This is a genomic window from Nocardioides luteus (assembly GCF_015752315.1).
In the GTDB taxonomy this organism is placed as follows: Bacteria; Actinomycetota; Actinomycetes; order Propionibacteriales; family Nocardioidaceae; genus Nocardioides.
Genome location: NZ_JADOVJ010000001.1, coordinates 1,564,712 through 1,589,335, shown reverse-complemented (window position 1 = coordinate 1,589,335; position 24,624 = coordinate 1,564,712). Strand labels below are relative to the sequence as shown.

General features: G+C 70.1%; 19 protein-coding genes and 1 tRNA gene. 3 read left to right on the top strand and 17 right to left on the bottom strand.

Going from position 1 to position 24,624, the window contains the following annotated elements:
• Nucleotides 1-42 precede the first annotated feature (42 nt).
• Genes HD557_RS07590 through HD557_RS07580 form a run of 3 tightly spaced genes read right to left on the bottom strand, consistent with a single transcriptional unit; the run spans nt 43 to nt 4,493 of the window.
• On the bottom strand, nt 43-2,115 hold the full coding sequence (locus HD557_RS07590; protein WP_196873443.1) for a tripartite tricarboxylate transporter permease: 2,073 nt from the start codon (nt 2,113-2,115) through the stop codon (nt 43-45).
• Nucleotides 2,116-2,119: 4 nt separating this feature from the next.
• Nucleotides 2,120-3,325: a Bug family tripartite tricarboxylate transporter substrate binding protein gene (locus HD557_RS07585; protein WP_008358160.1), complete on the bottom strand. Its 1,206-nt coding sequence runs from the start codon at nt 3,323-3,325 to the stop codon at nt 2,120-2,122.
• A gap of 58 nt (nt 3,326-3,383) precedes the next feature.
• Nucleotides 3,384-4,493: a PrpF domain-containing protein gene (locus tag HD557_RS07580; protein ID WP_008358162.1), complete on the bottom strand. Its 1,110-nt coding sequence runs from the start codon at nt 4,491-4,493 to the stop codon at nt 3,384-3,386.
• A gap of 208 nt (nt 4,494-4,701) precedes the next feature.
• Between HD557_RS07580 and HD557_RS07575 the strand changes: the two genes are divergently transcribed.
• Complete coding sequence (locus tag HD557_RS07575; RefSeq protein WP_008358165.1) at nt 4,702-5,619, top strand: LysR family transcriptional regulator; 918 nt, start codon at nt 4,702-4,704, stop codon at nt 5,617-5,619.
• A 9-nt stretch (nt 5,620-5,628) separates the two neighbouring features.
• Here the strand turns inward: HD557_RS07575 and HD557_RS07570 are convergent, their stop codons facing one another.
• Both HD557_RS07570 and HD557_RS07565 read right to left on the bottom strand, forming a co-directional pair.
• The gene (locus HD557_RS07570) at nt 5,629-5,880 is read right to left on the bottom strand and encodes a hypothetical protein (protein WP_008358167.1); all 252 of its coding nucleotides are present in this window, start codon (nt 5,878-5,880) and stop codon (nt 5,629-5,631) included.
• Between the two features lie 54 nt (nt 5,881-5,934).
• Nucleotides 5,935-6,858 (bottom strand): LysR family transcriptional regulator, encoded by a 924-nt coding sequence (locus HD557_RS07565; RefSeq protein WP_040755053.1) that lies wholly within the window; start codon nt 6,856-6,858, stop codon nt 5,935-5,937.
• A gap of 84 nt (nt 6,859-6,942) precedes the next feature.
• On the opposite strand from HD557_RS07565, the gene HD557_RS07560 reads away from it, so the two are divergent.
• Both HD557_RS07560 and HD557_RS07555 read left to right on the top strand, forming a co-directional pair.
• Nucleotides 6,943-8,166, top strand: a complete 1,224-nt coding sequence (locus HD557_RS07560; protein WP_196873442.1) for an MFS transporter — start codon at nt 6,943-6,945, stop codon at nt 8,164-8,166.
• 97 nt (nt 8,167-8,263) lie between these two features.
• A complete protein-coding gene (locus HD557_RS07555; protein ID WP_008358172.1) occupies nt 8,264-8,716 on the top strand; it encodes a nitroreductase/quinone reductase family protein in 453 nt (150 codons plus the stop codon).
• Nucleotides 8,717-8,721: 5 nt separating this feature from the next.
• Here HD557_RS07555 and HD557_RS07550 read toward each other — a convergent pair.
• The 12 genes from HD557_RS07550 to HD557_RS07500 form a co-directional block, all read right to left on the bottom strand.
• Nucleotides 8,722-8,797 (bottom strand) — tRNA-Val (locus HD557_RS07550).
• A 197-nt stretch (nt 8,798-8,994) separates the two neighbouring features.
• Nucleotides 8,995-9,459, bottom strand: a complete 465-nt coding sequence (locus tag HD557_RS07545; protein WP_196873441.1) for a peroxiredoxin — start codon at nt 9,457-9,459, stop codon at nt 8,995-8,997.
• Complete coding sequence (locus tag HD557_RS07540) at nt 9,456-11,120, bottom strand: AMP-binding protein (RefSeq protein ID WP_196873440.1); 1,665 nt, start codon at nt 11,118-11,120, stop codon at nt 9,456-9,458. Before HD557_RS07540 ends, HD557_RS07545 begins: the two co-directional genes overlap by 4 nt.
• 69 nt (nt 11,121-11,189) lie before the next feature.
• Nucleotides 11,190-11,603, bottom strand: a complete 414-nt coding sequence (locus HD557_RS07535) for a DUF3052 domain-containing protein (protein WP_196873439.1) — start codon at nt 11,601-11,603, stop codon at nt 11,190-11,192.
• Nucleotides 11,604-11,736: 133 nt separating this feature from the next.
• Nucleotides 11,737-13,296, bottom strand: a complete 1,560-nt coding sequence (locus HD557_RS07530; protein WP_196873438.1) for a TIGR03767 family metallophosphoesterase — start codon at nt 13,294-13,296, stop codon at nt 11,737-11,739.
• Between the two features lie 82 nt (nt 13,297-13,378).
• Nucleotides 13,379-14,293: an endo-beta-N-acetylglucosaminidase H gene (locus HD557_RS07525; protein WP_008358182.1), complete on the bottom strand. Its 915-nt coding sequence runs from the start codon at nt 14,291-14,293 to the stop codon at nt 13,379-13,381.
• Between the two features lie 14 nt (nt 14,294-14,307).
• Nucleotides 14,308-17,268 (bottom strand): alpha-mannosidase, encoded by a 2,961-nt coding sequence (locus HD557_RS07520; protein ID WP_008358184.1) that lies wholly within the window; start codon nt 17,266-17,268, stop codon nt 14,308-14,310.
• The gene (locus HD557_RS07515) at nt 17,268-20,336 is read right to left on the bottom strand and encodes a GH92 family glycosyl hydrolase (protein ID WP_307785558.1); all 3,069 of its coding nucleotides are present in this window, start codon (nt 20,334-20,336) and stop codon (nt 17,268-17,270) included. Before HD557_RS07515 ends, HD557_RS07520 begins: the two co-directional genes overlap by 1 nt.
• A complete protein-coding gene (locus HD557_RS28110; RefSeq protein ID WP_231380220.1) occupies nt 20,333-21,562 on the bottom strand; it encodes an AGE family epimerase/isomerase in 1,230 nt (409 codons plus the stop codon). The genes HD557_RS07515 and HD557_RS28110 overlap by 4 nt, the downstream gene beginning before the upstream one ends.
• The gene (locus HD557_RS07510; RefSeq protein ID WP_196873436.1) at nt 21,559-22,437 is read right to left on the bottom strand and encodes a carbohydrate ABC transporter permease; all 879 of its coding nucleotides are present in this window, start codon (nt 22,435-22,437) and stop codon (nt 21,559-21,561) included. Before HD557_RS07510 ends, HD557_RS28110 begins: the two co-directional genes overlap by 4 nt.
• Nucleotides 22,437-23,342 carry a carbohydrate ABC transporter permease gene (locus tag HD557_RS07505; RefSeq protein ID WP_374221679.1) on the bottom strand — a complete coding sequence of 302 codons (906 nt, stop codon included), beginning with the start codon at nt 23,340-23,342 and terminating at the stop codon, nt 22,437-22,439. Before HD557_RS07505 ends, HD557_RS07510 begins: the two co-directional genes overlap by 1 nt.
• Nucleotides 23,339-24,574 (bottom strand): ABC transporter substrate-binding protein, encoded by a 1,236-nt coding sequence (locus tag HD557_RS07500; RefSeq protein ID WP_231380219.1) that lies wholly within the window; start codon nt 24,572-24,574, stop codon nt 23,339-23,341. The genes HD557_RS07505 and HD557_RS07500 overlap by 4 nt, the downstream gene beginning before the upstream one ends.
• Nucleotides 24,575-24,624: the final 50 nt, after the last annotated feature.

Below are 24,624 nucleotides of genomic sequence, written 5' to 3'. Positions count from 1 at the left end.
GTTCCTCTCGGTGATACGTGGACGGGCGGGAGATCGGCGCGGTCACTGCAGGAGACCCAGCGGCAGGTCGACCGGCAGCAGCGACGGCAGCGCCAGGAGCACCGCACCCAGGACGAGGGTGTAGATGATCGCCGTGCGCGGGCGGGTGCGGGCTGCGTACAGGAGGAACAGCGGTGTGAACACCAGCGTCGCCGCCAGGTAGCCACCGACCATGACGAGCACCAGGAACGCTGCCATGGCCGCGAAGGTGCGAGCCCCGATCAGCAGGTCGTGGCGCCGGCTCAGGGCCCGGGCGTCGAGCCTCGGCTCGACCCGGGTGGCGAGCATGGTCGCGCCGGAGGAACCGGACGGCTCGTCGACGGGACCGCTGACGGGACCACCGCTGTTCCGTGGGACGTCCCGCCGGGACCGGAGCTCCTGCCAGGTCAGCACGGCCGCTGCGGCGAGACCGCCCAGGGCCACGAGCCGAGGCATCAGCTGCGCCTCGTCGGAGAACGACCCGCTCACCCACAGCGCCCCTGCGAAGACGAGCACCGCGATCACGGCGACGCCGAGGGACCAGGGCGTACGTGCCAGCGACCCCTCCAGCTCGTCCGCATCGCTCTCGTCGGTCTCGTGCTCGTCACGGTGGCCGTCGTCGACAGCCCCGGACGCTCGGCGGAGCCGCTTGACCAGGGACCACAGCACGGGCACGACCAGCAGCGCGGCGAAGACGAGCACGCCGGGCCGGGCGACCCAGGAGGCGCCGTCGTACAGGCTCGCGGTCAGGTAGTAGTAGCGCTCCATCGGGATGGCCAGGACGAAGCCGATCAGGAACGGTGCCCGCGGCATCCCGGTCGCCTTGAGGAAGAATCCGACGACACCGAGCACGACCATCACCCACAGGTCGCCGAGCTGGCCACCCTCCTGGAACGCACCCAGGAGCATCACCACGAGGAGACCCGGCCCGAGCACGGCGAAGGGCACCTTGGTGAGCTTCGCCAGCGACCCGGTGGCCAGGAAGCAGAGGAACGCTCCCGCGACCGAGGCGATCGCGAACGCCCACACGATCAGGTACATCAGGTCGAGATGGTCGGTGACGATCGCCGGCCCCGGCTGGATGCCGTACGTCAGCAGCATCCCGAGCAGCATCGCCGACGGCACGCCTCCGGGGATGCCGAAGAGGAAGGTCGGGATCAGGTCGCCGGCCTCGACGGAGTTGTTGGCGCTCTCCGGACCGACGATGCCGCGGGGGTCGCCCTTGCCGAACTTGCGCTTGTCCTTGGCGGTGGCGACGGCCTGCCCGTAGGCGAGCCAGGTGCCGGCGGTCGCGCCGACGCCGGGCAGGACACCAGCCCAGATGCCGATCAGGGCGCCCCGGATGACGTGGGTCCAGTGGGTGATCCACTCGCGGATGCCGGATCCCCAGCCGCCGGAGAGCTCCACGGGCTTCTCGGTCACCCGGCGCTGACCGACGCGGCTGGCGATCTCGGCGAGACCGAACACACCTAGCGCGACGGCGACCAGGGAGATGCCGTCGCTGAGGAACAGCGACCCGAAGGAGAACCGCTCCTCGGCCGTCGTGGGCGAGGTGCCGACCAGACCGAGCAGGAGACCGAGCAGACCGGCGGTCAGGCCCTTGACGACGTTGCCGCGCGAAAGCACCGCGGCGAGCGAGACGCCGAGGATGGTCAGCATGAAGAGCTCCGGGCTGCCGAAGGACAGCACCAGCGGCCGCGCCAGCGGGATGGCGAGGGTGAGCCCGACCGCCCCGATCAGGCCGCCGGCCATCGAGGAGAGGAAGGCGAGGGACAGCGCCCGTTTGGCCTGCCCCTGTCTCGCCATGGAGTAGCCGTCGAGCATCGTCACGCTGGCCGAGGCCGATCCGGGTGCGCCGAGCAGCACGGCGGCGACGGTGTCCGAGGTGTGCACGACGGCCAGGGCGCCGATGAGCATGGCGAGAGCGGGTTCGGGGTCCATGCCGAACGTGATCGGGAGCAGGATCGCCACCGCGCCCGTGCCGCCGAGACCGGGGATGAGGCCGATGATCAGGCCGGCCACCACGCCGACGGCGAGCATGATGAGAAGTGAGGGATCGGCCAGGGAGGCGAGGGCCGAGAAGGCTGCGTCGGTCATCGTTCTACCTCTGCTCGATGGTGATGTCGTAGTCGGTCTCGAGCAGCTCGAGGACGTCCTCGCGGACGCTCTCGTCCACGCGGTACGCCTCGCCGATCCGGTCGGCGAGGTCGGGTGAGGCGTCGAGCGGATAGCCACCCAGCACCTCGGCCGCGGACTTCTGGAAGGCGGGCTCGGCGCCCATCTCGTCCGCCGTCGAGCGCAGCAGCTCGACCGCCTCGTCCGGTGTGTCCTCGGGCACCCAGAGCGCCTTCTGGTACGTGTAGGTCAGCGCCAGGATGGCGCGATAGGTCTCCAGCGCCTCGGGGTCCGGCTGCTCGCCGTGGATCTGCTCGTACACCTCGACGACGGTCGGCAGGTCGGGGAAGTTGGGATCGCGCACGATCTCGCCGTCCTCGTCCACCTGCCCGAGCGAGAAGAGCGGCACCGCGGTGCCGTCCTCGACCAGCGGCTCGACCGCGGGCTCGTAGGAGGAGGTCGTCTGGTAGTCGATGTCGACCTCGCCGCGCTGCAGCGCGAGGTTGACCGGGCCGCGGCCCTCGAAACCGAAGGTCGCGTCGATGTCGGCGGAGAGGAGGTCGAAGGCCAGCATCGTGGTGAGGTCGAGGCTGGTCGCCGCGATGCCGCCGAAGATGAGGGGCTTGTCGCGGCCGACGAGGTCCTCCACCCCGCGTACGCCGGCGCCGGTCCGGGCGTAGACGACTGCTCCGGTGCCGTTGGCGAGGATGGGCCGGAGCTTGTCGAAGTCGTAGCGCACGGCCGGCATGTCGAGGAGATACGGCACCACCGTCGAGGCCGTGCTGACCAGCACCTCGGTCCCATCGGTCTTCGCCGAGGTCATGAAGTGGTTGGTGCCGAGGATGCCCTCGCCACCGTCGTCGTTGACCGGCGCCAGGCCCGGCGAGCCGGGCACCGCCTCGGTCAGCTCGGCGCCGACGAACCGCGCCCAGGTGTCCGTGCCGCCACCCTCGGCCAGCGGGATCATCATCTCGACGGTCTCACCCGAGTAGTCACCGTCGGCCGTCGAGGCGGCCGGGTTCAAGAAGTCCCCGCCCAGGACGGAGACGCCCACCGCCAACGCGGTGAAGCCTGCGAGGACTGCGCCGGCGAGTCGCGGGCTCGGCGCGGGGCGTTCCGGCGGATCCTGCGCGGAGACGGCATCCTCGTCTGCAGTCGTGGCCACGTCCTCTTCATCGACGTGCTGGGTCATGAGTTCCTCCAGGTGAAGCGAGCCTCACACGGGCATCCCGTGTCAAGGGGTCAGATGGTTAAGCCGATGCGGACGGCAGCAGCGGCGGGTCCGGCAGGACCACGGATCCGTGGGCGAGACGGCGGTAGGTGCGTACGACGCCGACGACGGGGACGCCGTCGTGCTCCTCGGCGAAGGTGCTGACCCGGCCTGCGGGCGTGCCGAGCCGCAGGCCGGTGGTGGGCCGCCCCTCGGGGACGAGGTCGTGCACCACCGTTCCGGGGGCGTCGGCGGCCAGCGTCAGCGCCACGGAGCCGGTGACCGGGACCGCCGGGTGGAAGCGCCCCATCGACAGCATGCGGACGGTCAGGTCGGTCCCCTCCTCGTTCGCCGCATCGGGAGCGGCGACCAGCGCGAGCTTGGGAACGGCCCGGGCGACGGCCTCCGGGGTCGGGGCGAGTCCCATCAGGACACCCGCTTCCCGGCGTACGGCATCGAGACGGGCCAGCAGGCCCGGCACCATGTCGAGCTCGGCGATGTCCTCGTCACCGCGCACACCGAAGTCGGCGGCGTGGGCGGCGACGACCGGGGCGCCAGCGTCGACGAGCGTGACGACCACGCCGCCCGCCGCCTCGGACAGGGTGTCGCGCTGATGCCCCGTGGGGAAGAGGTGTCCGGTGCTCCGGCCGGCCGGGTCGACGAACCCCATGTGCACCGGTGCGCCGAGAAAGGGGACGCCGGGGATGGTCGCGGAGGCCTCTTCGTCGAGCACGCCGCCGGGGGTCGGGACGCGCTGCACGATGAGCTGGTCGGTGTTGGTGTTGAGGACCCGAACCGCCGTCTCGGACGCCCCGGGCCGTACCCAGCCCTCCCTGATCGCGAACGACGCGACCACCGCGGAGCAGTTGCCGCAGTTGCTCCCCCAGTCGACCTTGGCCTCCTCGATGCCGACCTGGGCGAACGTGTACTCCACATCCACCCCGGACGTCGCCGAGGGAGCCAGGATGACCGCCTTGCTCGTGGTGGACGTGCCACCACCGACCCCGTCGACCTGACGGTGGTCGGGGCTGCCGTAGATCCGCAGCAGCACCTCGTCGACGGACAGATCCGGGACCTGCAGGTCGTCGCGACGGAAGACCCAGCACTTGCTGGTGCCACCCCGCATCCATGTCGCGGCGATCTCGCGCATATTGCCTCCTGAGCCGAGTCGTCCGGGCTCTCCGGACCCACACAGACTGGAGCGAGGTGACTTGTAGCACAATCGCGAGTTCGAACATCATCGTGTAGTAAAACTGCATGCTCAACAGGCGTCTCCGGCACGGTTCCCATGCCTCGTTGCACGTCGTCGCGGCGGAAGCAGCACTGCACGGTCCTACATGGCCATGTAGCAGACCTTCATGCAGACTGGGGTCGTGCTCGACATCAAACGGCTGCAGATCCTGTTGGCGATCGTGGAGGAAGGATCCGTGACCAGTGCCGCCACGGTGCTGGGCTACACACCGTCCGCGATTTCGCAGCAGCTTCTGAGGCTCGAGCGCGAGGCCGGCCAGCCGCTCCTCGACCGCCACGCCCGGGGCATGACCCCGACCGATGCGGGCCTGGTGCTCGCCACCCACGCGCGCAAGGTCCTGCGCCAGCTGGCAGCCGCCGAGTCGGACCTCGCCGACATCGCAGGAGTACGTCGCGGCAGCGTCACCCTCGGCACCTTCCCCACCATCGGCAGCTCGTTCCTACCCCTGGCGGTCCGGCGCTACAAGGAGCTCTACCCCAACATTGCGCTGACCATCCACAGCGGCCGCGAGGACGACCTCGTGCGCATGCTGGAGGAGGGCAAGGTCGCCATGTCCCTCCTGTGGGACTACGCCTGGGAGCGGGTCGACAACGACGAGCTGGTGCTCACCGAGCTCTTCACCGACCCCACCGTGCTGCTCGTCGGGGCCACCCACCGCCTGGCCCGGCGGCGTACGGTCCGGATGGCCGACCTCGCCGAGGAACCCTGGATCATCCGCGCGGGCGGTCACCCGGTCGTCGAAGTCCTGCAGCGCAGCGCGGTCGCCGCGGGCTTCAACCCGACCATCGCGTTCCAGGCCAACGACTACCAGGAGGCCCAGGCCATGGTCAGCGTCGGTCTCGGGATCGCGCTCGCCCCCAGGACGGCAACCGTCAACCAGCATCCCGACGTACGCGTCATCTCCCTGGGCGACACCGCTCCCCCGAGGCGCATCCTCGTCGCCCACCGCACCGGTCGCGTCCGCAGCGCTGCCGAGCTCGCCCTGCACGACGTGCTCATCGAGACCTCGTCGACCTACTCCTGAGGCGCGCGCTCAGGCCTGGTCGCCCTCCCAGACGAGCGGCTCACGGACCGCGAGCGGGGCGGTGAAGCCGACGCGACGGACCGGGTCGAACTCGGTCTCGGTCTCGGAGTCGTCGGTGTGGACGCGGTCCGGGCCGCCGGAGAAGCTGACCGACGCCTCTGGCAGAGCGCGGTCGTGGTGGAGGACCTCGACGGTCCCGTCGAAGTAGCCCCTCGGCGCCGTTGGCTGCCACCTGCCGATGTTCCGAGCCTGCCCTGCCATGTCGTCATGATGGCACTGCCGGATCCGGTGCCGCACTGATTTCTGGAGGACGGATCAGGCAGTCGGCGGACGCAGGCCGATCTCGGTCAGCCGTCGGCCGCGCCGGCGCAGCAGGTCCTGGAAGGCAGCGGCCAGCGTCGAGGGCTTGCGGTCGAGCCAGCAGGCGCCGATGTGCCGCACCGCCTCCGGATTGGTCAACGGAACCTCGACACAGCCCGTGGCCCCGTGGGGGTCGCGAGGTGCCAGGCTGACCCCGAGGCCGGCCGAGACCAGGCCTCGGAGGGTGGCGAGATCGTCGCCCTCGAAGCCGATCGTGGGCGTGACGCCGCTGGCCTGGGCGAGCTCCTCGAGCAGCGTACGCATCCCGTAGCCGCGCTTCATGCAGATGAACATCTCCTCGGCAGCCTCCTCGAAGCTCACCCGGGCACGTGTCGACAGGCGGTGGCCGGGCGGCACGACCAGGACGAGCGGCTCGGTGTGCAGCCGCCATCGGCGCAGACCGGCGCCTTCCTCGAGCGGCGAGATCAGCGCGATCTCGGCGGTGCCGTCGGCGACGGCCGCCAGGCACCGTGGTCGTGAGGTCTGGATCAGGTCGACGGACGCGCCCGGATGCTCCTGGAGGAACGCCTTGACCAGCGCCGGCACGACCCGCTCGCCGAGCGTGCTCTGGAAGGCGAGGGCGATCCGTCCGCGGGCGCCGGACTCCTGAGCCTGGACCGCCTCGATGCCTGCCGTGGCCGCCGCGACCGCGGCCGCGGCATGGGGTGCGAGCGCCTCTCCGGCGCGGGTCAGCCGCAGACCTCGTCCGTGCCGCTCGACCACGTCCACGCCCAGCTCTCTGCCGAGCCGGGCGAGCATGCGGCTCACCGTCGGCTGGGGCATCTGCAGCAGGTCGGCCGCGGCGAGCGTCTGGCCCGTCTCGGCGAGGGCAGCGAGGGCGGGGAGCATCGGCAGGACATTTCTGGCGGTGGCATCCACGGCAGACACTGTATGCGTTGATGCATTCTTTCGACACCACTAATGCATTGGACGCATGGTTTCGGACTGCCTAGCGTGACGAAGATGAGCCAACAGGACGGACCCGGACATCGACGTGTGCTGATCGCCCTCGTCGCGATCGGGATGACGACGTTCGTGCAGCTGTACTACCCCCAGGCGCTGATCCCGGCGCTCAGCCGCGACTTCGAGGTCGATGCCTCCCAGGCCGCTCTGACCATCTCCGGAGCCACGATCGGGCTCGCCGTCGCCGCGCTCGGCTGGTCGTGGATCGCCGACCGGATCGGCCGGGCCAGGGCGATGACGATCGCCATCCTCGCCGCCGCTGCCATCGGGCTGGTGCTTCCGTTCGTGACCTCGTTCCCCGTGCTCGTCCTCCTCCGCGTCGGGCAGGGCATCGCCCTGGGCGGCACCCCGGCACTTGCCCTGGCCTACCTCGACGAGCAGGTCAGCCGGCGCGTCGCCATGGCCGCGGCCGCGACGTACATCTCCGGGACGGTCGTCGGCGGACTGGTGGGACGGCTCATCGCGGCGCCGGTCGCCGACGTGAGCGACTGGCGCGTGGCCGCCCTGGTGGCCGGCGTGGTCAGCGCGCTCGGCGCCGCCGTGGCGGTCATCGCCCTCCCGCGCGAGCGCTCCCGCCCGGCCACGGCACGGTCACGCCCCGCCGGTGTCTGGCCGGGCATGGTCGCCAACCTCACGAACCCCGCCCAGCTGGCGCTCTACGCGCAGGGATTCCTTCTCATGGGCGCTCAGGTGGCGGTCTTCAACTACCTCGGCTACCGGCTCGAGCTCGAGCCGTTCGACCTGCCTCCGTCCCTGACCGCGGTGATCTTCCTCGCCGGGCTCTCCGGCGCGGTGTCGGCCCGGCTGGCGGCCACGCTCGCCGGCCGGTTCGGCCGTCGACGCGTACTCCTGGCCTCTTCCCTGACCATGGTCGCCGGCGCCGCGCTGACGATCCCCGACCGGCTGGCCTCGGTCCTGATCGGCCTGCTGCTGTTCGCCACCGCCTACTTCGCCGCGCACTCGATCGCGTCGGGCTGGGTAGGCCCCATGGCGACCAGCGGCGTCGCCCAGGCCACCTCGCTCTACACGCTCTTCTACTACGCCGGCTCCAGCCTCTTCGGCTGGCTCGGCGGCCTCGCCTTCGCCGCCGGCTGGACCGGCACCGCGACCATGGTCATCGCGATCGTCCTGATCGCCTTCGCCGCCGCCCGCACCCTCCTGCCTGGCACCGCAAACGAAATCAGTGCACAGACACCACCGAAGACGTACGCAGCTCCGCGCTGACCAGCGAGACGGCTGTCGCCGTATCGTGGACCAGCGCGGTCGGCCTGTCATTCGCTCCAGGTCACCACCGACGGACCACGAACCCGAGGAGAAGCCGATGGCCAGGACCTATCGCGTCAACGCCGTCACACGCCTGGTCAACCGCGCGTTCGCGGCGATGACCCGGCTGGGGCTCGGCAAGGCGTACCGACACATCCTCACCGTCCCCGGCCGCCGCACGGGCACACCCCACTCCACGCCCGTCGATGTCATGGCCCGGGACGGCGAGCGCTGGCTGGTCGCCGGCTACGGCGTCACCAACTGGGTGCGCAACGCCCGCGCCGCCGGTCAGGTCACGCTCAGCCGAGGCGGCCGATCTGAAACGCTGTACGTGACCGAGCTGGACCCGTCGGCCAGCGTTCCCGTGCTGCGCCAGTACCTGCGCGAGGTACCGGTGACTCGGCCCTACTTCGCCGTGACGGCGGACTCCCCCGACGAGGACATCGCAGCCGACGCACACCGCCATCCCGTCTTCCACCTCACCGTCGCCGACATCGCCGTGGAGGACTGATCTTGTGGTGGACGCAAAGGGACTCGAACCCCTGACATCCTCCTTGTAAGGGAGGCGCTCTACCAACTGAGCTATGCGTCCGAAGCGCCCCAAGAGTACGCGATCAGGGGCGGGCCCGGCGAACCGGGCCGACGTACCAACCCTGAAATGGAAGTTGAGCCGCTGACGTCTCGGGTCATCAGCGGCTCAACAACTCAAGATTAGATCCCGCCCAGGGCATAGGAAAAGCGATGTAACCACCCTGTTAATGGACCTTTGATGACCCGTAAACTACCTGCTCAGACGGCCGCGTGGAGCTGCCGGAGGTGCTCCTCGAGGTCGCGGCCGTCGGCGTTGTCGTTGTGTACGGCCCACCGCACGACACCCGCCTTGTCGATGACGTAGGAGGACCGGAGCGGGGCGCCGGTGCGCTCGTTGAAGACGTCGTAGGCCTTGGTGACCTCGCCGTGGGGCCAGAAGTCGGAGAGCACCGGGAAGTTGAGCCGGTCGGTGTCGGCGAACTGCCGGATCGCGTAGACCGGGTCGCACGAGATCGCCAGGACCTCGGTGTCGAAGGTGACGAACTCGTCGAGCCGGTCGCGCAGTCCGCTCATCTCGCCGGTGCACACACCGGAGAAGGCGAACGGGAAGAAGAAGATCGCGACGGCCTTCTTGCCGTGGAAGTCGGTGAGCGTGACGTCGGCCCCGAACTGGTCCCGGAGGGTGAAGTCCGGAGCCGGACCGCCGATCTGAAGTCCACTCACTGCCCTGCCGCCCTCTCGCCGTTCGATCCTGCCGCCTCGATGTCCCAGGTGGCCAGCTCGCGGCGGAGCACCTTACCCGTCGCGTTGCGTGGCAGAGCGTCGGTCACGACGATCTCCCGCGGCACCTTGAAGCGAGCAAGATTCTCCTTGACCCAGTCCTTGAGGACCGCATCGACGCCGTCCTCGGTGCCGGGCACCACCACGACGAACCCGCGCAGACGCTTGCCGAAGTCGGCGTCGTCGACCCCGACGCAGGCCGCGTCGGTGACGAGCGGGTGGCGCATCAGGCAGTCCTCGACCTCCTGCGGGAAGACGTTCTCGCCGCCGGACACGATCATGTCGTCGTCGCGGCCCTCGACGTAGAGCCGGCCGTCGGGACCGAACCGTCCGACGTCGCCGGTCGCCATCAGACCGTCGACGACCTCCTTGCCGCCGCCGCTGGTGTAGCCCTCGAAGAGCAGCCCGTTGCCGACGAAGATCCGGCCGGCCTCACCGTCGGGGACCGGCACGCCGTCGGCGTCGAGGATCCTCATCCTGGTGCCCCACGGGATCTTGCCGGCCGAGGTCGGCGCCTCGCGCAGGTCGACGGGGTCGGCGATCGAGGCGTAGGAGACCTCGGTCGAGCCGTAGACGTTGTAGAGGCTGTCCCCGAAGCGGTCCATCCACTCCAGCGCCAGGTCGCCGGGCAGCGCCGAGCCGGAGGACGCGACGGCCTTCAGCCGGGAGGCGATCCCCTCCAGGTCGTACGCAGCAAGCGTCTCCTCCGGCAGCGACAGGATCCGCTGCATCATGACCGGGATGACCACGAACGAGTCGGCCCCGGTCTCCTGGAGGGTCGCCAGCGCGTCCTCCGGGTCGAACCGGCGACGCAGGATCATGGTGGTGCCGAGCAGCTCGGCGAAGAGCAGGTGGGCGAGCCCCCAGGTGTGGAAGAGCGGCGCGGCGATGAAACAGCGCCAGCCGTCCTTCATCGGCATCCGCGACATCAGCGCGACCGCAGCGTCGAACCCGGCCTCCGGACGCGGCGCCGACTTGGGCGCCCCCGTCGTGCCGGAGGTCAGGATCACGATCCGGCCGTGCCGCTTCGGCGGCGGCACCGGCCGCGCGTCGCCGGCGACCAGCGACTCGAGGGTCTCACCAGGATCGTCGGAGTCGACCCACGCGACCAGGCGCTCGGCCGAGGCCGCCGAGGACAGCATCCCGGTGAACTCCTCGTCGTGGATGATCAGCGCGGGCTTGTCGCGCTCCAGCACCCCGACGAGCTGCGGACCGGCGAAGGCGGTGTTGAGGTAGAGGACATCGGCGCCCAGCTTCGCGACCGCCAGGGTGGCGTCGACGAACCCGCGGTGGTTGCGGCACATGATCGCGACCCCGTCGCCCTCGCCGATCCCCCGGGCCGCGAGGGCCCGGGCGATCGCGTTGGAGCGGCGGTCGAGGTCGGCGTACGTCAGCGACCCGAGCTCGTCGATGACCGCGGTGCGGCGCGGATAGCGGTGGGCGAGGCCGATGAAGCCTCCAGCCGGCCCGGTGCCCCAGCGCGCGAGCGCCAGACCGGTCCGTGCGAGCCCGAGCGGACTGACCGGCCGGACGATGCCGGAACCGGCCAGGATCATCGCCGCGGATCCGGCGGTGCGTGCCTTGGCAGCCGTAGTCGAGAACACCGTTGGGAGTCTAACGTCGCTCACGCGAAGACTCCTGCGGGTGTCCACCGACCCCGAGAACCGTTGCCATCAGGCAGGAGTCTTCGGCGCCAGCAGACGCGTCGCGGCCCAGTCCTTGCTCACAGATGCGGTGGTGGTCTGGGACAGTCCTGCGATCGGCGCGGCCTCGGCGATGTCCGCCGCGTCGACCGCACCCGGGCGGCCCACCTTCGGCGTCAGCAGCCAGATGACCCCGCCTCCGACGAGGTCGGTCAGCGCGTCGACGAGTCCGTCGACGAGGTCGCCGTCGTCGTCGCGCCACCACAGCAGCACGGCGTCGACGACATTGCCGTACTCACCGTCCACCAGGTCCGCGTCGACGGCGTCTTCGATGGCGACCCGCAGCTCGTCATCCGTATCGTTGTCCCAGCCCAGTTCCTGGATGACCATGCCGGACTTGAGGCCCAGCCGGTCCGCAGGCCCTGTGGCTGCGGTCGAGCTCACGTGTCTTTCCTCCAAGGCTTGATGTGTCCATGCCGCTTGCATGAACTTGGTTGGTGGTAGTCCAGCGGAGAACGCTGGTCCACGCAACCCCACCCGCCTGTCAACCGCTAGATAACGGCGTGTCGGAGGCCCTTCAGGCCCTCGGATCGAGCAGATGGAGCAGTACGTTGCGGTCCTGGGCCGTCCCGGAGAAGGGATGCTCGGCCAGGGGGACCTTCGGCGTCTGCCAGTCGTTCGCGGCCAGCTCACGAGACAGCGAGGCGAGGTGGCCGACCTCCTCGATGGAGCCGCTCCACCGGGCGGGACCGGCGTGGTCGAGCATCGTGGTGGCGATGGTGAGCACGTCCCCGTCAGAGATGAGCTCGACCACCCGGCCCTGCTGCGGCCAGTCGATCAGGGACGGCGCGGTGACCTCCCACCACGAGCCGTGAGGCTTCACCGACGTACGGTGGGTGTGGCCGTTGAGCCAGAGGACCGCGCTCTCATGACGCGAGACGGTCTGCTCGATCTCGTCGCCGAGGACCCGCCGGCTGCCGCTCGCGCCGCTCATGTCGTTGACCAGCGAGGCCACGTCGTGGTGGCTGGCGATCACGGCGAGCCGCTCGTCGTAGTCGGTGGAGGCGAGCACGGCGTCGAGCCACTCCAACTGCTCGGCGTCGATCGACCCCTGGAAGCCGCCGGCCGGGTTGACCGTGTCGAGGACGACGAAGGTGACCTGGTCGTTGACGTCGTGGCGGTAGTAGGACTCGCCACCGGCGTGGAACCCGTGGCCCGGCGGCTTCGCCTCGTCGTGGACGTGGGAATCGACGAACTCCTGCAGCGTCGTCTGCCGGCGACGCCGGTCGGCGGTCACCTCGTACGGCTCCAGCTCGGCCAGCATCGCGAGCGCCGCCGGGTCACCGGAGATCAGCCCGGCGATGAGCTTCGCCTTCGCCTCGTCGGTCCAGTGCTCGGGCATCGCGATCGCCTTCAGGTCGCCGACCGCGATCTCGGCGATGGCGGAGTTGCCCGGCACGGTGCCCTGCAGCAGCCCGTCGTGGTTGCCGTTGACGGCCAGCCAGGGCACCTCGAGCCCGGGTGAGTCGATCGCACGCCGCACGGCCTTCAGCAGCCCGGGGACGAGCGGGAAACCGTGGTCGCCCCGGCGCATGTCGTACGTCTCGCCCTGGGGGTGCCAGAAGCGCTTGTCCGGCAGCGCGGCGACGCCTTCGTAGTGCAGCATGTCGCCGGAGTCGGGGGTCAGCCGGCCGCCGTCGAGCAGCGTCAGGTACCAGTCGAGCTCGTTGTACTGCCCGTTGTCGGTGTTGTCGCCGGTCGCGATCGCCAGGTCGAGCGGGCCGCCGCCGACGGGTCCTTCGGTGATCTCGTTGATCGCCTCGACCATCGCCGCCCCGACCTGTGCGGTCAGCAGCTCCTGGGCCCGGTACGTCCCGATCTCCTCGATCAGCTCCCGGGTCGAGGCGTCGGGGTCCATGAGCCGGTCCAGGACCTCGACCCGCGCCGGCGACTGGTGGTCGCAGATGTGCATGTCGGACAGGTGGGCGACGGTGAGCACCGGATCACCGAGCTCCTCGGGCTTCCGGGCCAGGTCGGTGCGCGAGATGTGGCGCTCCTGAGGGCCTTCGGCCAGACGTACGTAGGTGCCCTTCCGGCCACCCGCGACGATCCGCCCGCTCTCGCTCGTGACACCCATCTACGCCTCTTCTCCCTCAGCACCGGCCGCCGCGGTCCGTGCGCGAACGATACTCCCAGACCGCGGCGACCGCTCCTTTCGGTCAGCCCGTGTAGACGGTCGCCTTGCCGTACAGGTTGCGGGTGACGTTGGAGAGGTAGGCGCTCGCGTCGGCGGAGCCGAGGTTGTAGGTGTTGAAGACGCCGTAGCCCTGGGAGACCGTGCGCGAGGCGAGACTGGCGGCGGTCGAGGCCGAGGTGCCCTGGATGTTGATCGCGGCGGGGGCGAGCTCGGGCTTGCCGAGCCCGGGGACGTTCGGTACGCCCCAGGTGCCGTAGTAGGGGTTCCAGGCGTAGTCGAGCAGGTCGCCGGCGTTGACCCCGCCGTAGGAGAGCCGCTGCGAGGACGGGCCGATGTAGTAGAGGGTGATCAGCTTGTCCGGAATCCGCGAGCGCAGCGCCTGGAGCAGGTAGACGAAGGAGAAGTCGTTGGGCTGGCCGGTGCCGTTGGCGCCGTAGTTGGACCACTCGTCGTCGAAGTCGATCCCGTCCAGGCCGTAGCGGGTCACCGCGTCCGCGAGCTGGTCGGCGAACGCCTCGGCGGACGCCCGGTCCGGGAAGTTGGCGAAGCCGGCGCCCTGGTGGTTGCCGAGCACGGAGAGCAGGATCTTGATGCCCTTGGCCTGGGCCGGACGGATGTGCACGTCGGCGGCGTCGAGCTGCGCCTGCACCTGCGGGTTGTTGTAGAGGTAGGCCCGCTGGCCGACGGTGTCGTAGTTGATGTTGGCCGCGAAGATCAGACCGATGTCGAAGACGTTGCCGCCTCCGGCGAGCTCGTACTTGGCGACGTTGCCGATGCTGTAGTTGTTGACCTCGACGTAGCCGGTCATCAGCGTCGGCGACGCGAGCGGGCGCGCCGCCCCCGCCGAGGGGGCGAGGCCGGTGGCCGCGGTCGCTCCGATGGCCGCGGCGCCCGCGCCGAGCAGCATGTGTCTGCGTGAGATGTGGGGAACTGACATGGTGCTGGTCTCCTTTAGTTGCGGTGGAACCTCAGGGTGCGGACCTCGAAGGCCCCGAGACTGAGCGCGACGACACCGCCGTCGGAGCTCACCTCGGCGATCGGGTCCTCCACGAGCGAGATCTCCTCGACCCGCTCGTAGCTCTCCGCGACGCGCAGCTCCCCCTGCGTACGCGCGCCGGTCGACTCGTAGACACGCACGACCAGGTCGCCGGAGCGGTCGGCGGCGAGCTTGACGCTCGAGACCACCAGACCGTCACCGGAGACGGTCACCAGCGGCTCGACAGCACCTGCGCCGGTGATCTGGCGCGACGGCGTGTTGAGCGCGGCCCCGGCCTCGGTCGCAGTCTCGACAGAGGCACCGATGACCAGGCCGTAGCGGTGGGTCTGCACGCCCTGGTCGGTCTCCGGGTCGGGGAACCGCGGCGCCCGCAGCAGCGAGAGCCGCACCTCGGTGGTGAGCGCCGTCGGGCGGGTCACGTCGAAGCCGTACGTCGAGTCGTTGATCAGCGCCACTCCGAACCCAGGCTCGGAGGCCAGCACCCAGCGGTGCATCGAGGTCTCGAACTTCGCCGCCTCCCAGGAGGTGTTGGTGTGGGTCGGGCGGCGGTGGTAGCCGAACTGGGTCTCGGCCAGCGTCTGCTCTGCCTTGACGTCGAGCGGGAAGGCCACCTTGAGGAACTTCTCGGTCTCGTGCCACTCGGTGCTCTGCGCGATGTCGAGCACCCGCGAGCCGGGAGCCAGCGAGAGCACCTGGGTCGTCGACGACTCGGGCGAGATCGGCCGCTCGACGACCAGCCCGTCCTCGGTGATCTCGATCGAGGTGACCTCGCGCAGGTCGGTGACCCGGTTGCGGTAGAACCGATCCACGTCCCAGGCGTCCCACATGTTCGGGAAGTCCTGGTGGAGCTGGAGGAGGTTGGCCTCGGCCCCGGCCGGGATCGCGTCACGCCCGGTCGCGAGATCGATCGCCGAGGTGATCAGGCCCTCGGCGGAGACGGTGACCTCGACGACCCCGTTCCCCAAGACGTACGTCCCGTCCTTCTCGACCACGGAGACGGCCGCCACCGGCTCGGCCGCCAGCACCGCACCCGAGCGCCCGTCGGCCCGCAGCGCGACGGTTCCCTCGCCGGCGAGCGCCGTGAGCGCCCGTTCGATGATGGCCGTCGCCGCTTCGGCGACCCGGGCATACTGCGCCGCCGCCTCGCGGTGCACCCAGGCGATCGACGTCCCGGGCAGGATGTCGTGGAACTGCTGGAGCAGGACCTGCTGCCACAGCGCGTCCAGCTCGTCGTAGGGGTAGTCGAGCAGACCGCGGACGGCCGCGGTGGCCGACCACAGCTCGGCCTCGACGAGCAGGTGCTCGCAGCGCCGGTTGCCCTGCTTGGTGAGGTGCTGGGAGGTGAGGGTGGCGCGGTGGAGCTCGAGGTAGAGCTCGCCGACCCAGACCGCCGGGTCCGGCAGCTCGGCCCGGGCCTCGGCGAAGAACTCGTCCGGGTGACGCCAGGACACCTGAGCGGAGCCTTCGAGATCGCGGAGACGACGGGCCTTGCCGGCCATCTCTCGGGTGGTGCCGCCACCGCCGTCGCCCCAGCCGACCGGAGCGATCGAGCCGGTGGCGATCCGGTTCTCCCGGAACTGGCGGGAGGCCTTGGCGACCTCCGCGCCGGAGAGCCGGGAGTTGTAGGTGTCCATCGGCGGGAAGTGGCTCAGGATCCGGGAGCCGTCGATGCCTTCCCACTCGAAGGTGTGGTGGGGGAACTTGTTGACCTGGTTCCAGGAGATCTTCTGGGTGAAGAACCACTCGAACCCGGCCCGCTTCATCAGCTGCGGCAGCGCCGGGCTGTAGCCGAAGGAGTCGGGCAGCCAGACACCCTTGCAGCGGATCCCGAACTCGGTCTCGAAGAACCGCTGCCCGTAGAGGAACTGCCGCACCAGCGACTCCCCCGACGGCATCGTGGTGTCGGACTCGACCCACATGCCGCCGAGCGGGATGAAGCGGCCCTCGGCGACCGCCGCCTTGACCTTGGCGTAGACCTCCGGACGGTGCTCCTTGAGCCACGCATACTGCTGCGCGCTCGACATCCCGTAGCGGAAGTCGGGGTCCTCGCCGAGCAGCTCGGTCATCGAGGAGGTGGTGCGGGCGACCTTGCGGATCGTCTCGCGAACCGGCCACAGCCAGGCGGAGTCGATGTGGGCGTGGCCGATCGCGGCGATCTGGTGGGCGGAGTCGTGCGCGGTCGCTTCGAGGACCTCGGCGAGCGCCTCCCGGGCATCGGCGGCCGTCTCCCGGATCCGCTGCAGGTCGACACGGTCGAGGGCGTCGTCGATGGCCTGCAGGATGCGGAACTTGCGCGGCCCCTCGGGCAGCTCGACCTGCAGCTCGTGGAGCGTCTCCAGGTCGAGGCAGAGCTCGAAGACGTCCTTCTCGAAGACGGCGAGCTCGACCCGGCGGGTGGTGTAGAGCCTCTTCTTCGAGGAGGTCTCGATGTCGCCTTCCTGGGTGGGCAGGAAGGGGTGGTAGTCGAGCAGGACCGGGTTGGCCGCGGCCTCCAGGAAGAGCTCGATCTCCTCGCCACCCTTCGCCTCGTCGGCGACCAGCACCCACTGGTTGCGAGGGTTGAGGCTCTTGATGGGCTCGCCCTCGGGCGTGTAGACCAGCCCCTCGCACTGGAAGCCGGGCATGTTGACGTCGAAGCCGAGGTCGCAGACCAGCTCCACCCGCCTGCCGGCCCACTCCGCGGGCACGGTGCCGGTGATCCGGAACCAGGCGGTCCCCCACGCCGGACCCCAGTCGCTGCCGACCTCGAAGGGCTCGTACGTCAGCGCCAGCCCCTCCGCGGGAGCGATCGGCTCCCCGGGCAGCTCGTGCCAGGCGACGCTCACGGGCGCCGAGGCGGTGTGCACGGCCGGCCACAGGCGCTCCTTGAGGACCCGGCTCACGCGGCCTTCGGTGAGGTGTACGTCGTCGTGCATCAGTGCTCGTCCTGTCTGTTGTCTGCGTTGTCGGCGTCGTCTTCGATGAACTCCAGCTGCGTGAGCACGCAGTCCGTCGACGCGGTGAACCGTACGGCTCCCGCCGCGACCGGCTCCCCGCGCCTGACCCGGAAAACCCGGGTCTGACCTGCCCAGACGTACGTCTCATCAGCCCGCTCCTCGCGAGCCACGGTCGTGCCGTCGGGGCCGAGATAGTCCAGCTTCCAGGCCAGGTCGCCCGGCTCGGCGGAGGTCACGGTGTAGAGCGAGAGCCGCCGCTCGCCGAGGAGCGGGACCTCCATCCGCTCCCCCGCCCTCAGCGCGACCGTGGTCTCGCCGGTGTCGTCGGTCAGGGAGTCCGGCACCACCACGGTCGCGTCGGTCACTTGGAGACCGGGAGCCGTCCGGGACGCAGAAGGCGGGCGGGACGCCTTCGCCCAGCCGCAGGGCGTCTCGGAGAGCTCGACGACCAGGTGCGCGCCGTCGGCCAGGCGGGCGTGCGGGACCGAGATCTCGTCCCAGGGCTCGCCGTCGAGCGTCACCGAGCGGATGTGGCCTCCGGTGCCGACCGCCTCGATGACGATCTCCTTGCCGTCGGTCGGCCGCAGCACGGTCCGCCGGACCGACGGCGGGACGATCACGTAGGACGCCGTCCCGGGGACCAGCGGATAGAGCCCGATCGTCGCGAAGACGTACCAGGCCGACATCTCGCCGTTGTCCTCGTCGCCGGGATATCCCTGGCCGAGGTCGGAGCCGACGAAGAGCCGGGAGAGGCACTCGCGGACGATCCGGTGGGCGTCGTCGTGCCGCCCGGCGAACATGTACATGAACGGGATGTGGTGGGCCGGCTGGTTGGAGAGCCCGAGCATCCCCATGCGTACGTCCCGGGCCTCGGTCATCTCGTGGATCGCGAAGCCGTAGTGGCCGCTCAGCTCGGCCGCGCCCGTCTCCGGGCGGGCGAAGAAGTCGTCCAGCTTCGCGCCGAGAGCCTCCTCGCCGCCGTGGAGCTCGGCCAGCCCGGCGCCGTCGTGGGGTGCGGTGAACGCGGTCCCCCAGGCGTTGGTCTCGGTGTAGTCGTGGCCCCACACGTCGGGATCGAATGTTCCACGCCACTCGCCCGCGGGGTCGCGACCGATGAAGAACCCTCTCTCACGGTCGAACACGTTGCGATATCCGAGCGCCCGCCGCGCGAAGTACTCCTCCTCCGCCGCGAGGTCCTCCGAGGTGCGGGGTGATCCACCCGCACGCAACCTCCGGGCAAGCCGAGAGATCCCCCAGTCGTTGATCGCGTTGTCCAGGGTCCACGACATGCCCTCGTGGGTGTCGGTGTCCACGTAGCCGGCGAAGATCCCGCGGCGGAGCCCCTTGCGGCCGACGCGTACGTCATCGGGCGGCACGGTCGCGTTCTTGAGCGCCGAGGCGTAGGCGGTCTCCAGGTCGATCCCGGGCACCTCGCGCAGGGCCAGGTCGGCGACCACCGTGTCGAAGGTGGTGCCGGTCATGCAGTCCTCGGCGCCCGGAGCGCTCCATCGCGGCGTCCAGCCGCGGTCGCGGAAGTGCTCGACGAAGCCTTCGGCGAGCGAACCGGCACCGGCCGGGTCGAGCAGCGCGAGCAGCGGCCAGGCGGTGCGGTAGGTGTCCCAGAAGCCGTGAGTGACCGTCATCGGCGCATGCCGGACGGTGGCGAGGTCGTAGGGCGAGGTGTGCGCGTGCGTGGGCCCTTCGCCGTAGCGGTTGGGGTAGAGGAAGAGCCGGTAGAGCCCTGATCGGATCGAGACCAGCTGGTCCTCGCTCGCCCCCTCCACCTCGACGGTCGCCAGAGCCTGCTCCCACGCCGCGCGAGCCCGCGCGGCCATCTGGTCGAACGACCCGGCGGCCTCGAGATTGGCTGCCGCCTGCTCGTCGCTGACCGTCGAGATGCCCAGGCGTACGTCGACAGCCCCCGCCCCGCTCAGCGCGATGTGGCCACGGAGCCGGCCGCCGCCCAGGCGCAGCTGGGAGGTCCCGGCGACGCGGAGGTGGATGTGCTGGGCCGGCTTGCCCTCGCGGCCGTCCAGGAGGGCACGGACGACCACCTCTCCCCGGTCGTTCTGGCAGGTCAGCGTCCGGATCCTGCCGTGGTGGTCGAGCACCAGCGAGCGGGCGCCGGTGAACCGCATCCCGAGCGCGAAGTCGCCCGGGACGAGCTCGGCGGTGACGCCGCCGTCGAGCGCGACCGCGTACCGGTGCGGCCCGGCCTGCTCGTCGGCGTGGTCGAAACCGAGTGCCCGCGCACGCCGGTCGTCGTCGGGCTCGACGAGCGGGCTCGGCATCACCTGGAAGACCCCGTGGTCGCCCATCCACGGGCTCGGGATGTGCGAGGTCGCGAACGCCTCGATCGCCGGACGGTTGGGTCCGCCGGCGGTCTCACGGTGGTGCGCGTGCCAGGCGTAGGGCCAGTTGCCCGCCGAGGCGTCGGTCATCGGCAGCCCGAAGACACCGCCGTGCGGCAGGCCGACCAGCGGCGCGTTGTTGCCGCGCGAGAACCGGTCGCTGGAGTGGGTCCCGCGTCGGGTGTCGACCTGGTCGAGCGGCGCGGCCGGGAGCACGCGGGCGGGCCCGACGGCGACATCGTCGACCCACACCCGCAGCGGCAGCTCGGCCGCCCGCACCACGACGAGGAGCCGTTCGATCCGGCGCCCGGCGAGCCCGGTCAGCGCCGCCCGGCGCAGGTTCCACTGATCCACCCAGGACCGCTTCCCCTCCCCCTGCCCGGTCGGGGTCAGCGCCTGCCCGTACTGGTCCACGAGCCCGATCTCGCTGAGCCGCCGGCCGTCGTCGAGCAGCCCGTCCACACAGACGTACGTCGCCTCCCACCGCCGCTGGTCGGCCGAGGCCGACTCGGGGAACACGACGAAGCGCAGCTCGTCCCCGGCGGCCACCTCGATCGGCGCCTCCAGCGGCAGCTCCGCCTCGACATGGCCGACCCCCGGCTCGACCTCGAAGCACCACGCCTGCGGCGAGGCGTACCCCACGCCCGCACGGGCGTTGACCGGGTCGGCGGGCCCGTTCCCGAGAGTGAGGCTCACGCGAGCCCCTTCAGCACAGCACCGGCGAAGCTGCCACCTGAGGGGAGCAACGGCAGGATCGCCATCTGGTAGGCGTGGTAGACGTCCGGCTTGCCGGGCCAGACGGTGGCCGAGGGCCGGTTGCGGGCATCGAGCTCGTGGTGCCACGAACCGCCCTCGCGGTCGACGAGGTGCTCCTCGCAGCAGGCCCACCAGCGGCGTACGTCGGCCAGCGCATCGGCCGAGCCGGTGTCGCGGAAGAGCGTCCAGGCCGCGGCGACCGCCTCGGCGGCGACCCAGTGCATCCGCTCGCGCACGACCGGCTCGTCGGCGAAGTCGGTGGTGTAGACGAAGCCGTCGGCCCCGTCCACGGCCCAGCCGCGCGAGGCCGCGGCGGCGAACATCGAGCGGGCGTCCTCGAGCAGCCACGGAGGAGCCTCCGGCCCCAGCATGGTCCGGGCGTGCAGCGCCAGCCGCGCCCACTCGAAGAGGTGCCCGATGGTGACGCCGTACGGCCGGAACGGGTGCCCCGGATCGTCGATGTTGTAGTCCAGCTCCACGGTCCAGGACGAGGAGAAGTGCTCCGGGAGCCGCCAGTCGTGCTCGCGCGCGAAGCCGTGCACGACCCGCTCCAGGATCCGCAGCGCGCGGTCGAGCCAGACCCGGCGCCCGGTCACCTCGGCGACCGCGAGGAACGCCTCGACGGCGTGCATGTTGGCGTTGACGCCGCGGTAGCCGTCCAACGATGTCCAGTCGGCGCTCCACACGTCGAGGATGAGCCCGTCCTCCTCGCGCCAGAACCGCTCCTCCATCACGCTCAGCGCGTCCTCGAGCAGCGCCTCCCCACCGGGGTGGCCGGCGGCGTACGCGGTGGTGGCGGCGAGCACGACGAAGGCATGGGCGTAGCCCTCCTTCACGGTGCTGACCACCTCGCCGGTCTCCGGGGAGACCGCGGAGTGCCACCCGCCGTGCTCGGCGTCGTGGAGCAGTCCGGTGAGCGCGGCGACGCCGTGGTCGACGTACGCAGCGGCCGAGGCGTCGCCACGCAGCTGCGCGAGCCCGAAGACGTGCGTCATCCGGCAGGTGATCCAGGTCTCGACGGGCCGTCCGGGAGTGAGCAGACCGTGCTCGTCGAGCCACCCGAACCCGCCGCCCTCGTGACGGGACCCGCGGGCGAAGGCCAGCAAGCGGGCCGACTCCTCTTCGAAGCGGGCGATCTCGGCGGCGGTCAGTTGCACCTCGGTCATCCCTTGATGGCCCCTTCCTCGACCCCGCGGAAGAAGTAGCGCTGCAGCACCGCGAAGACGATCACGATCGGGACGAACGAGATCATGGTGCCTGCCGCGATCAGGCGGGGGTTGTTGGTGAACGTTCCGGACAGATACTGCAGGCCGACGGTCAGCGTGAGGTTCTCCGGGTCGGTCAGCACGATCAGCGGCCACAGGAAGTCGTCCCAGGCGCCGATGAACGCGAAGATCGAGATGACGCTGAGCATGCCGCGTACGCCGGGGAGGTTGACGTGGATCAGGCGCTGCCAGGCGTTGGCGCCGTCGACCTTGGCGGCCATCTCGAGCTCGTCGGGGATCGCGGTGAACGCCGCCCGCATCAGCAGGACGTTGATCATCCCGATCATGCCGGGCAGCGCGACGCCCAGAAGGGTGTCGGTGAGCCCGAGCGAGCGGACCGTGACGTACTGGGCGATGATCGTGGCCTCCCCCGGCAGGATCAGCGTGGCCAGCAGCGCGCCCAGCACCAGCCTCGACCCGCGGAAGCGCAGCTTCGCCAGCGCGTAGCCCGCCATCGTGGCGCCGAGGATGTTCCCGCCCACGACCAGGACCGCGACGACGACCGAGTTCATCGCGTAGTCGACCACCGGCACGACCTCGGCGACCTTGACGTAGTTGGCGAACGTCGGGTGCTCCGGGATGAAGCTCGGGGTCGAGGAGTAGACGTCCTCGTCGATCGACTTCAGCGAGGTCGACAGCTGCCACACGAACGGCAGGACCGTGATCGCGAGCACCACCAGCAGCAGCACGTAGCGCGTCACCATCTCGCCGGTGGACATCCGGTGGAAGGAGTACGACCTCCTCGTGCGCTTCGCACGCGGTTGCGTGTCGGTCATCAGCCGTCCTTCCGGTTGAGCCGGGCCAGCAGCAGCATCGGCAGGAGGGTGAGCACGAAGAGCAGCAGGCTCAGCGCGGAGGCGTAGCCGAGGCTGCCGGTGAAGCCCGTGGAGTAGAGCTGGATCAGCATGACCATCGAGCTCACCTTGCCGCCCGGGCCACCCGTGCCGCCGGTCATCACGTAGAGCTCGGTGAACACGCGCAGCGCCGAGATGGTGATCAGGATCGTGATCAGCAGCATCGTGCCGCGTACGCCCGGGACGGTCACGCTCCAGAAGCGGCGGACCGGGTCGGCGCCGTCGACGGCGGCCGCCTCGTGCAGCTCCTTGCCGACGTTCCCGAGGGCCGAGAGGTAGATGATCATGTAGTAGCCGAGACCCTTCCAGACCGTCAGGCTGATCGCGCTGAAGAGCAGCAGCCAGCGGTCGGTCAGGAACGGGATGGGCTCGGTGACCACCTGCAGCGCCGACAGGATCGAGTTGATCGCGCCGCGGTCGTCGAGCAGCCAGCCCCAGATCAGCGCGACCACGACCGCCGAGGCGACCACCGGCGTGTAGAAGGTGACCCGGAAGAAGGTCAGGCCCGGCAGCTTCTTCTCCACCAGCACCGCGAGCAGCAGCGGCAGCAGGGTGAGCAGCGGTACGCAGACGATCATGTAGAGGATCGAGTTGGTCAGCGCGTGCACGAGCTGGTCGTCGTCGAGCATCCGCTCGAAGTTGGCCAGCCCGGTGAACTCCCCGCCGCCCAGTGGCTTGGTGTTCGTGAACGCCATGTAGATGGTGTTGAGGGCGGGATAGACGTTGAAGACGCACAGCCACACCACGGCCGGCGCGACCAGCAGCCAGGGCGTGAACCACCGGTGGTCACGCACCCGGCCGCCCGGCCTCGTGATCGGACTCGTCACTGGGTGAGGATCTTGTTGCATTCCTCGACGGCCTTGTCGAGGGCTTCCTGCGGGGTCGCGTCTCCGGTGATCGCCGCGGCGAGCTGCTGCTGCAGGATCGTCTCCATGGCCGGCGACCAGCGCGGGTTGTTGGGGATCGCGGTCGAGAGGGTCTCGAACGCGGTCACCTGGGCGTCACCGGCGTTGGTGCCGTCGCTCTTGGCGAAGAACTCGTCCTCGGCGGACTCGGTGGTGCTCGGGTAGATGCCCGGGACCAGCTCGGCGAAGGCCTTCTGGTTCTCGGCGTTGGTCACGAACTGGGCGAGCGCGTTGGCGGCGGCGAGGTTCTTCGACCCGGCGTTGACCGAGAGGCCCTGGACGTAGAGCGGGCCGTCGCCGAAGGCGTGGTTGGAGGTCGTCACGTCGACCAGGCTGGGGGCCTCGGTCTTCAGCGTCGTGTTGATGTGCTGGCCACCGCCGGTGGTCCAGGCGACCTTGGACTCGTTGTACATCGCCGAGTTGCCCTGGAACTCCTCCGAGAGCAGGTTCTTCGGCAGCAGGCCCGCCTCGTAGCCGTCGGCGAACTTCTGCACCAGCTCGACCACCTCGGGCTGGTTGAAGGTCAGCTCGGTGCCGTCCTCGTTGAAGATGTCGACGCCGAGGTTCTGGAAGTCGTTGATGCCCGGCTTGCGGCTGACCAGGTAGGACGAGCCCTTGGCCGTCTTCTGGTACGTCGCCGCCTGCTCGAAGAGGGAGTCCCAGTCGGTCGGGAGGTTCTCCGGGTCGAGGCCGTTCTCCTCGAGCAGCTTGGTGTTCCAGTAGTTCACGTCGGTGCCGAGGTACCACGGGTAGCCGTAGGTGCCGTCGAGGCCGTCGTACCGGTAGCCCTGCAGGCCACCCTCGACGAACGTCCCCTCCAGGTCGACGTCGGTCTCCTCGAGGTCGAGCAGCTGGTCCTGCTCGGCCAGCGGCAGCGCGAAGTCCGGCGGCAGGTTGACGACGTCGGGGAGATCACCGGACTGGGCCTGGGTGAGCACCTTCTGGTCGTAGCCGTCGCCGGGCTGGTCGAGCCAGGTGACCTCGACGCCGGGGTTCTCCTTCTCGAAGGCGGCGATCACGCCCTCGACGTAGTCGGTGAACTTGGGCTTCAGCGCCCAGGTCTGGATCGAGACCTTGCCCTCGATCTTGCCCTCGAGGTCACCGGCGGACGGCTCGTCACCTGCCCCGCAACCCGTCATCGCAGTGATGCCCATGGCCAATCCAGCGGCGACCCCCACCAACCGGCGTACGCTCATTTTCGGCT

Excerpts from the sequence above, each read along its gene's own strand:
- HD557_RS07590 (WP_196873443.1), bottom strand. The coding sequence starts at position 2,115 with ATGACCGACGCAGCCTTCTCGGCCCTCGCCTCCCTGGCCGATCCCTCA.
- HD557_RS07585 (WP_008358160.1), bottom strand. The coding sequence starts at position 3,325 with ATGACCCAGCACGTCGATGAAGAGGACGTGGCCACGACTGCAGACGAG.
- HD557_RS07580 (WP_008358162.1), bottom strand. The coding sequence starts at position 4,493 with ATGCGCGAGATCGCCGCGACATGGATGCGGGGTGGCACCAGCAAGTGC.
- HD557_RS07575 (WP_008358165.1), top strand. The coding sequence starts at position 4,702 with ATGCAGACTGGGGTCGTGCTCGACATCAAACGGCTGCAGATCCTGTTG.
- HD557_RS07570 (WP_008358167.1), bottom strand. The coding sequence starts at position 5,880 with ATGGCAGGGCAGGCTCGGAACATCGGCAGGTGGCAGCCAACGGCGCCG.
- HD557_RS07560 (WP_196873442.1), top strand. The coding sequence starts at position 6,943 with ATGAGCCAACAGGACGGACCCGGACATCGACGTGTGCTGATCGCCCTC.
- HD557_RS07555 (WP_008358172.1), top strand. The coding sequence starts at position 8,264 with ATGGCCAGGACCTATCGCGTCAACGCCGTCACACGCCTGGTCAACCGC.
- HD557_RS07530 (WP_196873438.1), bottom strand. The coding sequence starts at position 13,296 with ATGGGTGTCACGAGCGAGAGCGGGCGGATCGTCGCGGGTGGCCGGAAG.
- HD557_RS07525 (WP_008358182.1), bottom strand. The coding sequence starts at position 14,293 with ATGTCAGTTCCCCACATCTCACGCAGACACATGCTGCTCGGCGCGGGC.
- HD557_RS07520 (WP_008358184.1), bottom strand. The coding sequence starts at position 17,268 with ATGCACGACGACGTACACCTCACCGAAGGCCGCGTGAGCCGGGTCCTC.
- HD557_RS28110 (WP_231380220.1), bottom strand. The coding sequence starts at position 21,562 with ATGACCGAGGTGCAACTGACCGCCGCCGAGATCGCCCGCTTCGAAGAG.
- HD557_RS07510 (WP_196873436.1), bottom strand. The coding sequence starts at position 22,437 with ATGACCGACACGCAACCGCGTGCGAAGCGCACGAGGAGGTCGTACTCC.
- HD557_RS07500 (WP_231380219.1), bottom strand. The coding sequence starts at position 24,574 with ATGGGCATCACTGCGATGACGGGTTGCGGGGCAGGTGACGAGCCGTCC.